The sequence below is a fragment of the Streptomyces sp. NPDC020807 genome (genome assembly GCF_040641575.1).
Classification (GTDB): domain Bacteria; phylum Actinomycetota; class Actinomycetes; order Streptomycetales; family Streptomycetaceae; genus Streptomyces.
Genome location: NZ_JBFADU010000014.1, coordinates 94,451 through 110,367 on the forward strand (window position 1 = coordinate 94,451; position 15,917 = coordinate 110,367).

Consider the following 15,917-nt stretch of genomic DNA (forward strand, 5'->3'; position numbering starts at 1 on the left):
AGCCCACCGTCCCCGCCCCCGGAGGTGCCCGCCCATGGTCCTCATCATCGTCGTCGCCGCCCTCGCCCTCCTCGCCGGCCTGGCCGCCAACCGCTACCTGCGGCCCCGGCTGCTCAGCGAGGACGACGACACGGGCATGGCCGTGAAGGACCTGGTCGGCCCGCTCCTCACCCTGACGGTCCTCCTGCTCGCCTTCGTCCTCGTCACCGCCAACGGCTCGTACGGCAAGGCCGAGGTCGCCTCCCGCGGCGAGGCCCGCGCCCTCGACCAGCTCGTCGAGGCGGCCGACTACGGACCGGTCGCCCAGCGCGAGGCGCTCCAGGCGGACGCCGTCTGCTACGCCAGGGCCGTACGCGTCCAGGAGTGGCCGGCCATGGCGGACGGCAAGGGCTCCGCGGCGCCCAACGTGTGGTCCACCGACTTCCGGCGCGTCTTCAAGGAACTGGAGGGAAAGCCCGTCTTCGGCATGGTCGTCTCGGCGGACAACAAGCGCTCGGACGAACGCGAGGAACGCCTGACCCAGGCCACCGCGAGCATCCCCGGCGCCATCCTGTGGTTCCTCCTCGCCACGCTCATCATCACCGTCACCGCCCTGGGGATCTGCCTGCCGCGCAGGAACAACCGGGGCCAGATCCTCACCCTCGTCGTGATCACGGCGCTGCTCACCACCGCCCTGTGCATCATCAAGGACGTCGACCGCCCCTTCGGCGGCATCATCAACGTCGAGCCGACCGCCATCGCCGAGGCCGAGCGTCAGGCCACCCGGGACTTCCTCCGCCACCACACGGCCGCCGACCTCCCCTGCGACGACGAGGGCAACCGCCGCGCGGTCTGACCGCCCTGGGCCAATGGCGCCTTCCGGCCCATCGAACCGGGTGTCGGGAAGGCCATTGGCCCAGCGATTCCATGGCCGTTTGGGCCGCTGTCCCCTCTTCCGTCTATTCTTGTAGCCAACACATGGTTTTCGGCGCCGCGCAGCGCCGTCCGGCGACGAGGCCGGCACGGTGCGCGGTGCTTTCGTCGTGTCCGAGCCCCCACCACCCCCGGGGACCCTCGTGCGCGATGAGGGACAGGACAAGGGGGGCGGGATTGGCCGCCGTGCGCACGCTGCAGAAGTTCTTCACGGCTCCGGATCCGGGGCGCGTCCGGTTGCGGACATCGGCCCGCGCCGTCGTCGGCATCGCGCTCGCCGTCGCCGTGGCCGAGCTGCTCGGCCTCTCCCTCGTCGCGTCCATCACCGCGGGTCTCGCCGCCCTGCTCGCCTTCTTCACCGTCGGCGACGCGACCGTCCGCCGCCAGGCCGTCACCACCGCCCTGCTCCCGGTGGTCGGCTTCCCCGCCCTCGCGGCCGCGACCCTGCTGCACGGCGCCCCGCCCGCGCGGGACGCGGCCTGGCTGCTCGTCGTCTTCGCCGGGGTGTACGCGCGCCGCTGGGGGCCGCGCGGCCACGCGCTCGGCATCTTCGCGTTCATGCAGTTCTTCGTGACCCAGTTCCTGCACGCCCTCCCCGCCCAGCTGCCCGAACTCTTCGCGGCGACCGGCGTCGCCCTGGCCTCGGCCGGGCTCGTGCGCTTCGGGCTCTGGCCCATCGAGCGGCGCGTCCCGCCGCCGGCCGCACCCGCCCCGCTCCCCGGTACCGGACTCGCCCGGCCGACCACCCGCCAGGCCTTCCAGGCCACCGTGGCCTGCGGCATCGCCCTCGCCGCCGGGCAGCTGATCTCGCACGAGCGCTGGTACTGGGCCGTCGGCACCGCCTGGTGGATCTTCGTCAACACCGCCTCGCGCGGCGAAACCCTCGTCCGCGGCTTCCGCCGTGTCCTCGGGACGGTCACCGGCATCGCGGCCGGCCTCCTCGTCGCCGTCCCCCTCGGCGGCGCCCCCGCCCCCACGGCCCTGCTCGTGGCCGCCTGCGTCTTCGGGATCTTCTACACCGCCCCGCTCTCGTACAGCTGGATGATGTTCTTCGTGACCGTCATGGCCGGACTCCTGTACGGGCTCCTCGGCGTCCTCCACCCCGGCCTCCTGGTCCTGCGCTTCGAGGAGACCGCCGTCGGCGCCCTGGGCGCGGTCATCGGCGTCGCCCTGCTGCCGGTGACCACGCACGCCGCCACCAACGCCTGGATCGAGCGGGCCGTCACCTGCGTGCACACCTGCACCACGGCCGCCGCCCGGCGCCTCGCGGGCGACCCGCACGCCGACCCGGCCCCGCACGCGGCCGAGCTCGAACTCCTCCTCGGCCGCGCCCGGCTCACCCTCGCGCCGCTCGTCCACCCGCTGAGCCCGCTGCGGGCCCGCAAGGCGCGGGCCCGCCGGGTCCTCGCGCTGCTCGACGACTGCGCCCGCGAGATCAAGGGCCTCGCCGCCGTCGCCGGGGACGCCGACGCCTCGCACGACGCCCGGCTCGCCGCGGCGGCCTGGCGCGTCGAGTCCGCCGTCCACGCTCTCGTACCCCAGGTCCGGCCCGTGACGGACCCGGCCCGCGCGACGGCCGGAGTCCCGCACCACCACCCCGGCGCCGAGGCCGCCCTGGTCCACCTGCACAGCCTCGAACAGGCCCTCGTCGACCTCGCCGCCCCGCTGCGGACCTCGCCGCGCGAGCCGCTGGTCCCGGCGGCCTGAGGGCGGGCCGGGCGCGCCGCACACGGCGCGGGGGAGGCACCCCGGGACAACCCCGTGGGGCCTGGTCTAGACCTGCTACCGTCTGCCGCATGACGAGCACCAGGGGCGGCACAGCCGGCACGGACGGCACAGGGGCGGCGGACGGCCGGGGAGCGCTGCGCGCGTACATCGGGTCGTTCACCACGGCGGGGGGACGCGGCGTCCTCGCCGCCGACGTCGACGGCCGGACCGGCGCGCTGACCGTCACGGGCGCCAGCGACGCCGTCGCCAACCCCTCCTACCTCGCCCTCGCGGGCGCCGTCCTCCACGCGGTCTCCGAGACGGGGGACGGCGCCGTCGCCGCCTTCGACGTGACCGGGCCCGCGCCCCGCCCGCTCGGCGCGCCCGTCCCGGTCGGCGGCGCCGACCCCACCCACCTCGCGCTCGCCGCCGGGCACCTCCTCGCCGCCAACTACAGCTCCGGCAGCGTCACCGTCCTGCCGCTGGCCGGGGACGGCACCGCCCGCCCCGCCGCGGCGCCCCTGCGCCACGAGGGCTCCGGACCCGTCGCCGACCGCCAGGGGGGCCCGCACGCCCACCAGGTGCTCCCGGACCCCACCGGCCGGTGGGTCCTCTCCGTCGACCTCGGCACCGACTCCGTACGGATCTGCGCCCTCGACCCCGCCACCGGCGCACTCACCGTCCACGGCGAGACCGCCCTGCGCCCCGGCACGGGCCCGCGCCACCTCGCCTTCCACCCGGACGGCCGCCACGCCTACGTCCTGGGCGAACTGGAGCCCACGCTCACCGTCTGCCGCTGGGACGCGGGCACGGGCTTCCTGGAGCCGGTCGGCGAGCTCCCCGTCGTCCCCGAGGGCCTCCCCGACGGCCCCCGCTACCCCTCGGAGGTCGTCGTCGCCCCCGACGGCCGCTTCCTGTGGGTCGCCGTCCGCGGCGACGACACCCTCGCCGTCCTCGCCCTCGACGCCGACGGCACCCGCGCCGCCCACGTCGCCACCGTGCCCTGCGGCGGGCACTGGCCCCGAGACCTGGCCCTCGACCCCACCGGCCGCCGCCTGTACGCGGCCAACGAGCGCTCCGGGGACGTCACCTGGTTCGACATCGACTGGGAGACCGGCATCCCGGTCCGCGCGGGCTCCGTGGAGGCCCCGGCGGCCTCCTGCGTCGTCTTCGGGCGACGCTAGGTCCGGTCCTGTTCGGTACGCGAAAGGGCCCGCACCGGCTGTCCGGTGCGGGCCCTTTCCCGTGCCCCTCAGACGGAGGGCGCGCTCTGCTGCGGGGGGATGCCCAGCGCGGTCGTGTACTGCGAGAGCACCAGCTTGCCGATCGCCGGGTAGGCGCCCAGCGGCTCGGCGACGGCGCAGCCGGCCTCCTTCGAGGCCTCTTCGAGCAGGCTCTCGGCCAGCTCGGGGCCGATCAGGTACGGCGCCAGGGCCAGCTGGACCGATCCGGCGGCGCGCAGCTGGTCGGCGACGGAGGTGATGGAACCCTCCTGGTCGAGCGCGGCGGCCATCACCGGCACGGCGAGCCGCGCGGCGAGCAGCATGCCGGTGATCCCGGCGGCCTGCACGGCCTCCTCGCCGCCGACCGTCGCCAGGATGATGCCGTCGGCGGCCGTGGCGACCGTGAACAGGCGGGCGCGGTCGGCGCGGGCGAGCCCGGCCTCCGACAGGCGCACGTGCAGCGCCTCGGCGAGCAGCGGGTGCGGGCCGAGGACGTCCGTCAGCTCGGCGGTGTTGCCGCTGTCCATGACGGCCTGGCGGATCAGCCGCATCTGCGCGCTGTCGGGACCCGCGAGGAGCGGGACCACGACGGCGGGCGGACCGGAGGGGGCGGCGACCTCACGGCCCGCCGCCACGGCGATCTCGTACCGCTGGGTGCGCAGCGCCTCGGCGGCGGTGAGCACGGCGGAGAGCGAGGGGTAATCGGCGTCGTCGCCGTCCACGAAGCCGATCACGGCCTCCAGGCCGGGCAGCTCCGAGCGGGCGATGCTCGCGAGCTCCTCGGCCAGGGAGCGTATGGCGGCCGAGGGCTCACCGGGAACGGCGAGCACCAGTGCGGGAGCGCCCTCGGGCGCCGCCGCGGGCTCGGGGCGACGGTGCCGCCCGGACTGGCGGGGGCGCGGCATTCGTACAGGCAGGCCGGAAGCGGGCCCAGTGGGGGTGCTCATGGCGCCGCATGCTACTGGTTTCGCCCACCACGTTCTTCGCTGAGGTGGGATCGCGCGCCGTCTGTCCCCCTATGTCCGGTGATCGGCCCGGTGTGTCGTGTCCACGGCTTCCCACCTGGGCGGATGCCGCCGGCTATCGCGCCCCGGGCGACGTGAACACGCGCAGCAGGGCGGTGTCCTGCGGCAGCCCCGGCGCCCCGGTCGCGAGCGCCGACGCGAGGCTCACCGCACCGGCCAGCGGATCGCCCGCCGCCTCCACCGTCCGGGCGTGCGGGACGCGCTCCGCGAGCGCCGCCCGCAGCGGGACGAGGAGGGGTTCGCCCATCTTGAAGAGCCCGCCCGTCAGTGCCACCGGGGCGCCGGGCTCCGCCGGGCAGACGGCCGCGGCCGCGTCCGCGACGTGCCCGGCCGCCTCCGCGAGGATGCCGGCGGCGACCGGGTCGCCGGGCGCGCAGGCCGCCACCTCCGGGGCGAAGGAGGCGAGCACGGCCGGACGGTCGGTACGGGGGTAGAGCGCGCCCGGCAGGCCCGCCGCCGGGCCGAGGAGCTTCTCCGCCCGGTCGAGCAGCGCCGCCGAGCCGCCGCGCCTGCCGTCGTACGCCCGCATGGCCGCCTCCAGGCCCGCCCGGCCGATCCAGGCGCCGCTGCCGCAGTCGCCGAGGAGATGGCCCCAGCCGTCGGCCCGGCGCCACGAGCCGAGGTCCGTCCCGAGGGCGACGAGCCCGGTCCCGCCCGCCACGACGGCCCCCGGCCGCTGCCCGAGCGCCCCGGCGTACGCGGTGACGGCGTCGGCCGCGAGGGCGAGGTGCCGCACGCCCCAGGCCCCGGCGAGGGCGGCCGGCAGCTCCGCACGGAGCTCGTCCCCGAGCGTCGCCATCCCGGCCGCGCCGACGGCGGCGGCGCGCAGGGGCCGCGAACGGTACGGCTCCGCGAGGGCGTCGACGGCGGGCAGGACCTGCTCCAGGAAGTGCGCGGCGGAGATCCCGCCGGGTCCGGTGCGCACCGGCTCGCGGGAGGCGGCGGTGGCGAGCACGGTGCCGCTCGCCGCGTCGGCGAGGGCGATCCGCAGCCCCGATCCGCCGGAGTCGACGCCGACGACCAGGCCGTCGGCGGCCTCGGTGTGCGTGGCCACGCCGGGTTCGTTCACGGTGCACCGTCCTCGCAGCGGGTGGGGGAGGGGGATCGGGGGCAGGTCCGCTGTCACTGTAGGCCGGTAGAGTGACGGACCGTGACAGCGCGACCGTTGAACGAACTGGTGGAGCCCGGCTGGGCGGAGGCCCTGCGGCCCGTGGCCGGACAGGTGGCCCGGATGGGCGACTTCCTGCGCGCGGAGATCGCCGCGGGCCGCACGTACCTGCCGTCCGGGGCGAACGTGCTGCGGGCGTTCCAGCAGCCCTTCGACGAGGTGCGGGTCCTGATCGTGGGTCAGGACCCCTATCCCACGCCGGGGATGGCGATGGGCCTCAGCTTCTCGGTCGCGCCCGAGGTCCGCTCCCTGCCGGGCAGCCTGGAGAACATCTTCCGCGAGCTGCACACCGACCTCGGCCTGCCGAGGCCCTCGAACGGCGACCTGACGCCCTGGACGCGTCAGGGCGTCCTCCTCCTCAACAGGGCGCTCACCACGGCCCCGCGCAAGCCCGCCGCCCACCGGGGCAAGGGCTGGGAGGAGGTCACCGAGCAGGCGATCCGCGCGCTGGCCGCCCGCGGGAAGCCGCTCGTCTCCATCCTGTGGGGCAGGGACGCGCGGAACGCGCGCCCGCTGCTCGGGGACCTGCCGGCGGTCGAGTCGGCGCACCCGTCGCCGATGTCCGCCGACCGCGGCTTCTTCGGCTCCCGTCCGTTCAGCCGCGCCAACGAACTCCTCCTGCGGCAGGGCGCGCAGCCCGTCGACTGGCGCCTGCCCTGACCGTCCCGCGGCGGCCTTGGACCGGATCGCCGCCGGCCCGTCAGACCACCGCCGCCCGCACGCACAGGACGTCCGGCAGGTGCTCGGCGAGCAGCCGCCAGCTGTCGCCGTCGTCCTCGCTCCCGTACACCTCCCCGTTGCGGTTGCCGAAGTAGACGCCCGCCGGGTCGGCGTCGTCCGTGCACAGCGCGTCCCGCAGCACCGTGCCGTAGTGGGCGCCCTCCGGCAGGCCCTCGGTGAGCGGCTCCCAGGTGGCCCCGGCGTCCCGGGTCCGGTAGACGCGGCAGCGCCGGCCGGCCGGGACGCGGTCGGAGTCCGCCGTGATGGGGAAGACGTACGCCGTGTCGGGCCGGTGGGGATGGGCGGCGACGGCGAAGCCGAAGTCGGAGGGGAGTCCGGCGCCGATGTCGGACCAGGTGCGGCCGGCGTCGTCGCTGCGGAAGACTCCCCAGTGGTTCTGGAGGTACAGCCGGTCCCGGTCGCCCGCGTCCTGGGCGATCTTGTGGACGCACTGTCCGAACTCGGGGTTCGGGTCGGGCAGGAAGACCGCCGAGACACCGTGGTTGGAGGGCTCCCAGGCCGCTCCGCCGTCCCGGGAGCGGAAGACCCCGGCGGTGGAGACCGCGACCATGAGCGCGTCGGGGTCGCGGGGGTCGGTGACGACCGTGTGGACGGCCTCGCCGCCCCCGCCGGGCACCCACCGGGAGCGCGTCGGGTGCTCCCAGAGGGGGCGGACGAGCTCGAAGGACTCGCCGCCGTCGGCCGAGCGGAAGAGGGCGGCCGGTTCCGTCCCGGCGAAGACGACGCCGGGGGAGTGCGCGGGCGCCGGGTGCAGCTGCCAGACGCGCTCCAGGGAGGCCCCGGTGTCCTCGGGGAACCTCACCGCCGGGCGCGGCGGCTCCGTCCAGGTCCTGCCCAGGTCGTCGGAGTGGAAGACGGACGGCCCGAAGTGCCCGTTGTCCCCGCCGGCGAGCAGCCGGGGCGTCGGCCCGCGGGTGTCGATGGCGACCGAGTAGACCGCCTGCGCGGGCAGGACCGGATCGTCGAACTCCCACCGGCCGCCTTGCCTGCGGCCGAGGAAGAGCCCCTTGCGGGTGCCTACGGTGAGGAGTACGTCGGGCATGGTCTGCCACCTCCAGGACGCCGTTGTCACGGATACGGGCCAGTCTGCACCCGGCCACTGACAACGGCCCCCGGACACTCCCGCAACTCCCGCCACTCCCGCCGCGCGGGGAGCGCCGCGCCTCAGATCGCCCAGGCGTACTGGGACGGGGCGTGGGTCTCCGCGCCGAGCTCGCGGGCCGCGCGACGGGCGAAGGAGGCGTCGCGGAGCATCTCGCGGCCGATCAGGACCGCGTCGGCCTCGCCGTCGGCGAGGATCCTCTCCGCCTGGTCGCTCTCGGTGATGAGGCCGACGGCCGCGACGGGCAGCCCGGTCTCGTTGCGGACGCGGCTCGCGAACGGCACCTGGAAGCCGGGGGCCGCCGGGATCTGCGCGGGGCCGCCGTTGCCGCCGGTGGAGACGTCGAGCAGGTCGACGCCGTGCTCGCGGAGCAGGGCGGCGAAGCGCACGGTGTCGTCGCCGGTCCACCCGGCGTCGCCCAGCCAGTCGGTGGCCGAGATCCGGAAGAAGACGGGGAGGTCCTCGGGCCAGACGGCCCGCACCGCGTCGACGACCTCGAGCGCGAGGCGGGTGCGGTTCTCGAAGGAGCCGCCGTACTCGTCGGTGCGGTGGTTGCTGTGCGGGGAGAGGAACTCGCCGATCAGGTAGCCGTGGGCGCCGTGCACCTCGACGACCTCGAAGCCGGCGTCGAGCGCGCGGCGGGCCGCGTCGGCGAACTGGCCGGTGATCTCCCGGATGCGCTCCACGCTGAGCTCGGTCGGCACGGGGTAGCCCTCGTCGAACTCGACGGGGCTGGGGGCGACGGGCGTCCAGCAGGCCTCGCCGGTGTAGGGCCCGCGGCCCTCCCACGGGCGGTTGGTGGACGCCTTGCGCCCCGCGTGGGCGAGCTGGATGCCGGGGACGGTGCCGTGGGACTTCAGGAAGCCGGCGATCCGCCGCAGCGCCTCCTTCTGGGTGTCGTTCCACAGTCCGAGGTCCGCCGGGCTGATGCGGCCCTCGGGTGCGACGGCGGTCGCCTCCAGGAGGATGAGCCCGGTGCCGCCGGTGGCCCGCGAGCCGTAGTGGGCGAAGTGCCAGTCGGTCGCCACGCCCGCGTTCGGGCCGGTGATCTCGGCCGAGTACTGGCACATGGGCGCCATCCAGACCCGGTTGGGCACGGTCAGCGAACGCAGGGTGTAGGGCTCGAAGAGGGCGACGCTCATGACGGACTCCGTTTCGGGGCCTCGAAGAAGGACACTCGTACGATACTCATCGTAGTACGAGATCTGTCAAACTACGAAGGTTCTCGTACAAGCCTATCTACGACGGGTCTCGTACGATGAAGGCCAACCGGAAGAAGTGGAGCCGCCGTCATGACGACCGCCACCAGCCCCCGCGCCCTCGACCACCCCGCGCGGGACGAGATCACGCTCGAAGGGGTGCTCCACGCGCTCTCGGACGCCGTGCGCCTGAGCATCGTGCGGGAGTTGGCGCGCGAGGGCGAGCCCCTGAGCTGCTCGCACTTCGACCTGCCGGTGACGAAGTCGACGACGACGCACCACTTCCGCGTCCTGCGCGAGGCCGGCGTCGTCCACCAGGGCTACCGGGGCACGGCCAAGCTCAACGGCCTGCGCGAGGACGACCTGAACGCGCTCTTCCCCGGCCTCCTGGACGCCGTCCTCGCGGCCGTCGACGCCCAGGAGCTCCGCCGGTCGGCTACAGGGACCGCATCCGGTTGATCTCGGCGGTCTGCTGGGCGATCACGTCGTTCGCCATCTCCTCGACGAGGATGTTGTTCCCCTCGCCGAGGACCTCCACCGCCATCGTCACGGCGCCCTCGTGGTGCGTCGTCATGAGCTTCAGGAACAGCTCGTCGAAGGCTTTGCCCTTCGCCCTCCGCAGCTCCGTCAGCTGACCCTCGGACGCCATCCCCGGCATCGCGTGGTGGTCGTGCGCGCCCTGGTCGCGCGGCCCGCCGTTGTTCTCCAGCCACGCCTCCATCGCGGCGATCTCGGGCCGCTGCGCGGCCGCGATCCGCTCGGCCACCTTCCGCACCGGTGTCGATCCCGCGCGCTCCGGGGCCAGTTCGGTCATCGTGAGGGCCTGGCGGTGGTGGACGATCATCATCTGCACGTAGCGGAAGTCCGCGCCGTTCGGCTTCTCGTCGGGCAGCCGGCGCGCCGCCTCCTCGGGCGATATCCGGCGGGCCGGTTCCCCGGGCTTGCCGGGCGCCACGACCGAACCGCCGCCGGAGGCCGCGGCCCGCGGGTTCGCGTCGTCGGAGGCCGACTCGCAGGCGCCCAGGGCGAGTACGGCGAAGGCGGCGAGGGCCACGGCGGCGACGGCTCGCTGACGGCGGATCAACAACGCGACCTCCAGGTGTTCTTGCGGGACGGATGTTCGTTCCTAGCACTTTTCCCGGGTGGAACGATCAACTTCCTTCATTACATCTGTGTTGCCATCTATTGAGATGCGCACGCCAAGGACCATACTGCCGGGGTCCAGCATCCGTTCAAGATGAACGGACACCAGGGAGGACGGTGTGACTTCGTTGCGTACCCCAACGCCGCAGACCGCCGAGGCGCGTCACCCGCGCGGGCGGATCAGACGCCTGGGTGTGGCATCCGCCGCGGCCGGACTGCTCGCCACCCTGCTCGCGGCCGTGCCCTCGGCCGCCACCCCCGACCCGGGCGCCGCCCGGGTCCAGGGCGCCGTCACGGCGGAGCAGGAGGCAGAGGCGCGTGCCGCGATCCGGAGCGGCGAGATACCCGGTGTGGACGAGATCGTCCACACGCCGAACATCGAGCACCTCGCGAACATCCCGAAGGACGCCCTGAAGAGCCTCAACACGGACCTCGCGTTCCAGGGCACGTACGCCTTCGCGGGCAACTACGACGGCTTCCGGATCTTCGACATCAGCAACCCGAAGGAGCCGAAGACCGTCGCCCAGGTCCTCTGCCCCGGCGGCCAGAACGACATCTCGGTCTCCGGGAACCTCCTCTTCCTCTCCACCGACGCGTCCCGCAGCGACAACTCGTGCAACAGCACGTCGCAGCCCGCCACGGTGAAGGAGTCCTGGGAGGGTGTGAAGATCTTCGACATCAGCGACGTCACCAACCCCAGGTACGTCGCCGCCGTCGAGACCGCCTGCGGCTCCCACACCCACACGCTCGTGCCCAAGGGCAGGAACGTGTACGTGTACGTCTCCTCGTACTCGCCCAACGCGGCCTTCCCCGACTGCCAGCCCCCGCACGACGGCATCTCGGTCATCAAGGTCCCGCGCAACGCCCCCGAGCAGGCCGCGGTCGTCAGCTTCCCCGTCCTCTTCCCGGGCGACGGCCCCGACGGCGGCGGCAACCCCGGCGGTCCCACCAACCCCGGCGTCTCCAAGACCACGGGCTGCCACGACATCACCGTGCTGCCCAACAAGAAGCTGGCCGCCGGCGCCTGCATGGGTGACGGCATCCTCTTCGACATCGCCGACCCCGAGCGCCCGAAGGTCATCGACCGGGTCCAGGACAACGTCAACTTCGCGTTCTGGCACTCCGCGACCTTCAACCAGAAGGCGAACAAGGTCGTCTTCACCGACGAGCTCGGCGGTGGCAGCGGTGCCACCTGCAACGCCGAGGTCGGCCCGAACCGGGGCGCCAACGGCATCTACGACATCGTCGGCAAGGGCGACCGGCGCAAGCTCGTCTTCCGCAGCTACTTCAAGATCCCGCGCCACCAGGCCGACACCGAGAACTGCGTCGCCCACAACGGCTCGCTGATCCCGGTCAAGGGCAAGGACCTCATGGTCCAGGCCTGGTACCAGGGCGGCATCTCCGTCTGGGACTTCACCGACTCCTCCGCCCCCAAGGAGATCGGCTACTTCGAGCGCGGCCCGCTCTCCACCACCGCCAGCCTCACCGGCGGCTCCTGGTCCGCGTACTACTACAACGGCCTGATCTACTCCAACGACATCGCCAAGGGCTTCGACGTCCTGAAGCTCTCCGACCCGCGCACCGACCCCGCGCGGGCCGTCCGACTCGACCAGCTCAACGTCCAGACCCAGCCGGACTACTTCGAGCTCGCCGACTGACCGGGCTCCCTCACCCGCACCACCGAAGCGCCGTCGGGCGGACCACCGTCCGGCGGCGCGCCCATCTCCCAGTCGAGCCCGTACCGCTGGAACAGCTCCCACCGCAGCCGCGCCATCGGCATCGGAGCCCCCGGCAGCAGCACCGCCACCACCGCGCCCATGAGCAGGGCGCGCAGCAGCGGGTAGTCCGTGTCCACGTCGTCGGAGCCGTACCGGACCACCGTGTCCCGCAGCAGGAACGCGAGGCGCTGCTGCTCCTGGCACTGCACGAACCCGTCGGCCTGGAGGATTCCCGCCATGTGGGTCCGCATCAGAGTCGGCCGGTCCACCGCCAGACCCAGCACCGCGTCGATCGCCCGGGCCATCCGCTCGCGCCCGTCCTCCGTGCGCGGCTCGCGCTCCAGCGCCTCGTCGAGGGTCAGGTGCATGAGCCGGTGCACCGCGGCCTGGAGCAGCTGGCGCTTCCCCGGGAAGTAGTACGAGATCAGGCCGCGCGCCGAACCCGCCCGCTCCGCGATGTCGCCGAGCGTCGTGGCCTCGTATCCGCGCGCCGAGACGAGCTCCACCGTCGCGACCAGAATCCGCTCGCGCGACCTGCGCCGCAGCTCTTCATTGACCGATGGGCTACGCGGGGACATCCTGGACTCCTGCGTTGACTGGCTCGCGGCCAATATACTCAGCGCATCCCGTCGGCGCGCCCTCGTGGCAGGCCGGCGGGGCCGCCGTCTGTTCTGGGCGACACGGGGGATCGTCCAGAACAGGCGGCTTCGTCGTCCTCATCCCGCTGTCACCCCGTCCTCACCGTCTCGCTCCCATTGTCCTCCCGGGACCCGCCCGGACCGGAGAAGCGCCGGTACGAGAGGACGGCCGCGGCCACGCAGACCCAGCCGAGCAGCCAGCCGCCCAGCACGTCCGACGGCCAGTGCACGCCCAGGTAGAGCCGTGTCCAGCCGACCCCGACGACCGACACGAGCGCGGCCCCCGCGAGGACGCCCCAGCCGCGCCACTCGTCGCGCCAGCGCAGCGCGAGCACCCACAGGAGCAGCCCGCAGGTCACCGTCGCCGTCATCGCGTGGCCGGAGGGGAACGCCGCGAACCGCGCCGAGTCCACCGGGTCGGGCCACTGCGGCCGCTCCCTGCCCACCAGGAACTTGATCCCCTGCTGGAGACCCGCGGCGACGAAGCACGTGACGGCCACCCAGACCGCGAGCCGGCGCTCGCGCCGCGCCCACAGGAGCACCACGGCGACGGCGGCCAGGGCACGCATCGTCCACGGGTCCCAGACCCAGTCGCTGAGCACCCGGTTGACCCGCGTGACGCCCGGGTGGGCGACGGCGTGGCGGTGCAGCGCCTCGTCGAACGACCGGTCGAAGGAGAGCAGAGGTGGCCACCCCGCGGCCACGAGGACGAGCAGGACGACGAAGAGGACCCCGGAGACCACGGCGGACGAACGCATGGGCCGATCCTGCCCGACGAACCCTCCCGAACGGCTCTCCGGGACCGCACCGCGCGCGCCGCGAGCCAGGCGGGACTTTCCGGACGGGTCACTGGCCCAGAGTCGTCAGCGCCGGGGCGAAGGCGACCAGGAGCGGGACCACGGGGACGAGGGTCGCCGCGGCCGTGAGTCGCAGCCTGCGCCCGGCCGTGAGCCGGGGCGTCGCCGCGAGGAGGCGGTGCACCCGCTGTGGCAGGCCCGCGTCCGGACCGGGCCCCGGGCCGAAGACCCCCCGGTCCTCGTTCAGCTCGACGAGCGCCAGCGCGATCGTCAGCCGGCCGAACCGGCGCGAGGCCACGTCGTCGGCGGCCAGCTCCACGAGCCGGTGCATCTCGTCGCGGAAGGCCGTGAAGACCGGGACGCCCGGGAAGCCGCCCGCCAGCGCGGCCGAGCAGTGCAGCAGCCAGTCGTGCCGGGCCCGCGCGTGCCCCTGCTCGTGCGCGAGGACCGCGTCGAGCTGCCGCCCCTTGAGGCGGCGCAGCGCGGCCGTGGTGATGACCAGCCGGGCCGGCGTCCCCGGCTGCCACCACGCGTCCGCCCGCTCGCCCTCCAGGACGACGAGCCGCTCGCCGTCCGGCCGCTCGCCGGGCAACAGGGGCGCGCGGACGAGGAGATCGCGGTGCCGCCGCTCGCGCCGGGCGCGCGCCTGCCCGATCTCCCGGCCCAGCATCGCCCCGGACCAGAGGCCGCCGCAGGCGAGGACGACCGCGAGGACGGCCGACCACGGCCCGCTCGTGCCGAGTTCGTACGCCTCCACCACCGCGTGCGGCGCCGGGGCGAAGAGCTGCCCGCGCACGGCCTGCCAGGCCGTGGACGCGCTGAACGTCATCGACAGGGCGAAGCTCAGGAGCACGGCCGCCACCACGCACTGCCACACCCACAGCGCCACCACGGGCTCTCGCTCGGCCCATTCGGCCCGCGTGAGCAGCCGGGGGGCCGCGAGAGAGGTCAGGACGCCGAGCAGGAGCAGCGCGAGGGAGACCCACATGGGCGTCACCCTATGAGCGCGGTACGGCCCCGGGGTATGGGCCCGGACCCCAAGTGACGTACGCCACGGTTCCGTTGGTCACCGGTGCGGCCGCGTCAGAGCGTGAACAGCATCGCGACCATCGCCAGCGCCATCGAGAGCCGGCAGGCGAGCGTCAGCTCCGGCCGGGTCGCCCAGGAGACCCCCGCCCCCACCCCGGAGTCCGTCCCCGCCGGCACCGCCGCCGGCACGGGTCTCGCCACCGGTACCAGCCGCGCGCCCGCGTGGAGCACGTACACCACGTAGTAGAGGAGCAGGGCCCCCGTCAGGAGGGGGATGCCGCCGACGCCCCCGATCGCGCCGGCCGTCCCGGACGCCCCGGACGGCGAGAACCCCGCGTGCGCTCCGTGCCCCCCGTGCGCCCCCCGCGCGCCCAGGAGGGCCGGGGCCGCCATCGCGACCGCCATGTAGAGCATGGCGAGCGAGTCGACGAGGTGGTGGAGGTGGTGCAGTCGCCGACGGCCGCTCCGGGCGGCCCCGGCCAGCCCGAGCAGGGCGGTCGCGCCGAACACCGCCGCGTACACGACCCATGTCCACTCAGGCGGGCTGAGGACCGCCGCGGGCAGGGCCATGACCGCCATGCCGAAACCCATCGCCGCCTCGCCGCCGGCCGTCCGCCGCTCCTCCCCGTCGGACGCCCGCATCCGCACCAGGCAGTACGCGCCCGCCATCGCGCCGAGCGCGACCAGCAGCCACCCGGTCAGCGCCGCTCCGTGCACGGCTCATCACCCCCCTCCTGGGAGGAGGAATGCCCGCCGCCGGGAGCCCGCACGCGGGCGCACGGGCGCGCACGGATGTACGAGGGGGAGTGCGAGGTGCGCGCGTTAGGCTCGGGACGATCGCGCACGCCGATCGTCAGCGCCCGAGGGGAGCCCGTACGCATGGACACCGCCACGTCCCAGGAGACCGGCCGGATCGAGTACCGCGAGGCGGTCCTCGACGACGTCCCGGTCCTGGTCCCGCTCGTCGAGTCGGCCTACCGGGGCGACTCCAGCCGGACCGGCTGGACGACGGAGGCGGACATCCTCCAGGGGCAGCGCACCGACGCCGAGGGCGTCGCCGCGGTCATCACCGCCCCCGGCAGCCGCCTCCTGGTCGTCGAGCGGGACGGCGGGATCGTCGCCTGCTGCCAGCTGGAGCACCGCGGCGAGGCCGCCTACTTCGGCATGTTCGCCGTCCGCCCCGAGCTCCAGGGCGCCGGACTCGGCAAGCGGATCATCGAGGAGGCCGAGCGGCGGGTCCGCGAGCTCTGGGACGTCCGCGAGATGCACATGACGGTGATCTCGGTGCGGGAGGAGCTCATCGCCTGGTACGAGCGGCGCGGCTACCGGCGCACGGGGCGGATGACGCCCTTCCCGTACGGCGACGAGCGTTTCGGCCTGCCCCAGCGCGACGACCTGGAGTTCGAGCTGCTCGTGAAGCAGCTGGGCTGAGCGTCAGGTCATCTCTCCGGCGGAAGAGGGCTTTCGACCCTGGGAGGCAGGAAAAATTTCGGTGACCATGGGGTCGCACAGGAT

The 15,917-nt window shown here is 74.2% G+C and carries 16 protein-coding genes; 7 read left to right on the forward strand and 9 right to left on the reverse strand.

Features of this window, described 5'->3' with window-relative positions:
- Positions 1-34 precede the first annotated feature (34 nt).
- The 3 genes from AB0G79_RS21040 to AB0G79_RS21050 all read left to right on the forward strand — a co-directional run bounded on the left by AB0G79_RS21040 (position 35) and on the right by AB0G79_RS21050 (position 3,803).
- Positions 35-835: a hypothetical protein gene (locus AB0G79_RS21040; protein WP_360808546.1), complete on the forward strand. Its 801-nt coding sequence runs from the start codon at positions 35-37 to the stop codon at positions 833-835.
- Between the two features lie 227 nt (positions 836-1,062).
- Positions 1,063-2,619: an FUSC family protein gene (locus tag AB0G79_RS21045; RefSeq protein ID WP_360808548.1), complete on the forward strand. Its 1,557-nt coding sequence runs from the start codon at positions 1,063-1,065 to the stop codon at positions 2,617-2,619.
- Positions 2,620-2,708: 89 nt separating this feature from the next.
- Positions 2,709-3,803, forward strand: a complete 1,095-nt coding sequence (locus tag AB0G79_RS21050) for a lactonase family protein (RefSeq protein ID WP_360808550.1) — start codon at positions 2,709-2,711, stop codon at positions 3,801-3,803.
- A gap of 68 nt (positions 3,804-3,871) precedes the next feature.
- On the opposite strand, the gene AB0G79_RS21055 is transcribed toward AB0G79_RS21050, so the two are convergent.
- Both AB0G79_RS21055 and AB0G79_RS21060 read right to left on the reverse strand, forming a co-directional pair.
- Positions 3,872-4,789 carry a hypothetical protein gene (locus AB0G79_RS21055; RefSeq protein ID WP_360808552.1) on the reverse strand — a complete coding sequence of 306 codons (918 nt, stop codon included), beginning with the start codon at positions 4,787-4,789 and terminating at the stop codon, positions 3,872-3,874.
- Positions 4,790-4,922: 133 nt separating this feature from the next.
- Positions 4,923-5,936, reverse strand: a complete 1,014-nt coding sequence (locus AB0G79_RS21060; protein WP_360808554.1) for a BadF/BadG/BcrA/BcrD ATPase family protein — start codon at positions 5,934-5,936, stop codon at positions 4,923-4,925.
- Between the two features lie 81 nt (positions 5,937-6,017).
- Here AB0G79_RS21060 and AB0G79_RS21065 point away from each other — a divergent pair, with 81 nt between their 5' ends.
- A complete protein-coding gene (locus AB0G79_RS21065) occupies positions 6,018-6,695 on the forward strand; it encodes a uracil-DNA glycosylase (RefSeq protein WP_360808556.1) in 678 nt (225 codons plus the stop codon).
- Positions 6,696-6,735: 40 nt separating this feature from the next.
- Here AB0G79_RS21065 and AB0G79_RS21070 read toward each other — a convergent pair whose 3' ends face one another.
- Together AB0G79_RS21070 and AB0G79_RS21075 are read right to left on the reverse strand one after the other, a co-directional pair.
- Positions 6,736-7,818: an exo-alpha-sialidase gene (locus AB0G79_RS21070; protein WP_360808558.1), complete on the reverse strand. Its 1,083-nt coding sequence runs from the start codon at positions 7,816-7,818 to the stop codon at positions 6,736-6,738.
- Between the two features lie 122 nt (positions 7,819-7,940).
- The gene (locus AB0G79_RS21075) at positions 7,941-9,020 is read right to left on the reverse strand and encodes an NADH:flavin oxidoreductase/NADH oxidase (RefSeq protein WP_360808560.1); all 1,080 of its coding nucleotides are present in this window, start codon (positions 9,018-9,020) and stop codon (positions 7,941-7,943) included.
- A 150-nt stretch (positions 9,021-9,170) separates the two neighbouring features.
- Between AB0G79_RS21075 and AB0G79_RS21080 the strand changes: the two genes are divergently transcribed.
- On the forward strand, positions 9,171-9,536 hold the full coding sequence (locus tag AB0G79_RS21080; RefSeq protein WP_360808562.1) for a helix-turn-helix transcriptional regulator: 366 nt from the start codon (positions 9,171-9,173) through the stop codon (positions 9,534-9,536).
- On the opposite strand, the gene AB0G79_RS21085 is transcribed toward AB0G79_RS21080, so the two are convergent.
- Positions 9,514-10,161 carry a DUF305 domain-containing protein gene (locus tag AB0G79_RS21085; RefSeq protein ID WP_360808564.1) on the reverse strand — a complete coding sequence of 216 codons (648 nt, stop codon included), beginning with the start codon at positions 10,159-10,161 and terminating at the stop codon, positions 9,514-9,516. The two genes, AB0G79_RS21080 and AB0G79_RS21085, sit on opposite strands and share 23 nt — an antisense overlap.
- Positions 10,162-10,339: 178 nt before the next feature.
- Here AB0G79_RS21085 and AB0G79_RS21090 point away from each other — a divergent pair, with 178 nt between their 5' ends.
- Positions 10,340-11,878, forward strand: a complete 1,539-nt coding sequence (locus AB0G79_RS21090; RefSeq protein ID WP_360808566.1) for a hypothetical protein — start codon at positions 10,340-10,342, stop codon at positions 11,876-11,878.
- Here AB0G79_RS21090 and AB0G79_RS21095 read toward each other — a convergent pair.
- From AB0G79_RS21095 to AB0G79_RS21110, 4 genes are all read right to left on the reverse strand, one after another.
- Positions 11,857-12,516 (reverse strand): helix-turn-helix domain-containing protein, encoded by a 660-nt coding sequence (locus AB0G79_RS21095; protein WP_360808568.1) that lies wholly within the window; start codon positions 12,514-12,516, stop codon positions 11,857-11,859. The genes AB0G79_RS21090 and AB0G79_RS21095 overlap by 22 nt on opposite strands.
- 149 nt (positions 12,517-12,665) lie before the next feature.
- Complete coding sequence (locus AB0G79_RS21100; RefSeq protein WP_360808570.1) at positions 12,666-13,334, reverse strand: phosphatase PAP2 family protein; 669 nt, start codon at positions 13,332-13,334, stop codon at positions 12,666-12,668.
- A gap of 88 nt (positions 13,335-13,422) precedes the next feature.
- The gene (locus AB0G79_RS21105; RefSeq protein ID WP_360808571.1) at positions 13,423-14,361 is read right to left on the reverse strand and encodes a M56 family metallopeptidase; all 939 of its coding nucleotides are present in this window, start codon (positions 14,359-14,361) and stop codon (positions 13,423-13,425) included.
- Positions 14,362-14,456: 95 nt separating this feature from the next.
- A complete protein-coding gene (locus AB0G79_RS21110) occupies positions 14,457-15,119 on the reverse strand; it encodes a DUF5134 domain-containing protein (RefSeq protein ID WP_360808573.1) in 663 nt (220 codons plus the stop codon).
- Positions 15,120-15,281: 162 nt separating this feature from the next.
- On the opposite strand from AB0G79_RS21110, the gene AB0G79_RS21115 reads away from it, so the two are divergent.
- Positions 15,282-15,833 carry a GNAT family N-acetyltransferase gene (locus tag AB0G79_RS21115; RefSeq protein ID WP_360808575.1) on the forward strand — a complete coding sequence of 184 codons (552 nt, stop codon included), beginning with the start codon at positions 15,282-15,284 and terminating at the stop codon, positions 15,831-15,833.
- The last annotated feature ends 84 nt before the right edge of the window (positions 15,834-15,917 follow it).

What these genes read in the sequence shown, in the direction of transcription:
- AB0G79_RS21100 (WP_360808570.1), bottom strand. Translation starts at nt 13,334, where the DNA reads ATGCGTTCGTCCGCCGTGGTCTCCGGGGTCCTCTTCGTCGTCCTGCTC.
- AB0G79_RS21115 (WP_360808575.1), top strand. Translation starts at nt 15,282, where the DNA reads ATGGACACCGCCACGTCCCAGGAGACCGGCCGGATCGAGTACCGCGAG.
- AB0G79_RS21080 (WP_360808562.1), top strand. Translation starts at nt 9,171, where the DNA reads ATGACGACCGCCACCAGCCCCCGCGCCCTCGACCACCCCGCGCGGGAC.
- AB0G79_RS21040 (WP_360808546.1), top strand. Translation starts at nt 35, where the DNA reads ATGGTCCTCATCATCGTCGTCGCCGCCCTCGCCCTCCTCGCCGGCCTG.
- AB0G79_RS21050 (WP_360808550.1), top strand. Translation starts at nt 2,709, where the DNA reads ATGACGAGCACCAGGGGCGGCACAGCCGGCACGGACGGCACAGGGGCG.
- AB0G79_RS21045 (WP_360808548.1), top strand. Translation starts at nt 1,063, where the DNA reads ATGAGGGACAGGACAAGGGGGGCGGGATTGGCCGCCGTGCGCACGCTG.
- AB0G79_RS21095 (WP_360808568.1), bottom strand. Translation starts at nt 12,516, where the DNA reads ATGTCCCCGCGTAGCCCATCGGTCAATGAAGAGCTGCGGCGCAGGTCG.
- AB0G79_RS21105 (WP_360808571.1), bottom strand. Translation starts at nt 14,361, where the DNA reads ATGTGGGTCTCCCTCGCGCTGCTCCTGCTCGGCGTCCTGACCTCTCTC.
- AB0G79_RS21070 (WP_360808558.1), bottom strand. Translation starts at nt 7,818, where the DNA reads ATGCCCGACGTACTCCTCACCGTAGGCACCCGCAAGGGGCTCTTCCTC.
- AB0G79_RS21055 (WP_360808552.1), bottom strand. Translation starts at nt 4,789, where the DNA reads ATGAGCACCCCCACTGGGCCCGCTTCCGGCCTGCCTGTACGAATGCCG.
- AB0G79_RS21075 (WP_360808560.1), bottom strand. Translation starts at nt 9,020, where the DNA reads ATGAGCGTCGCCCTCTTCGAGCCCTACACCCTGCGTTCGCTGACCGTG.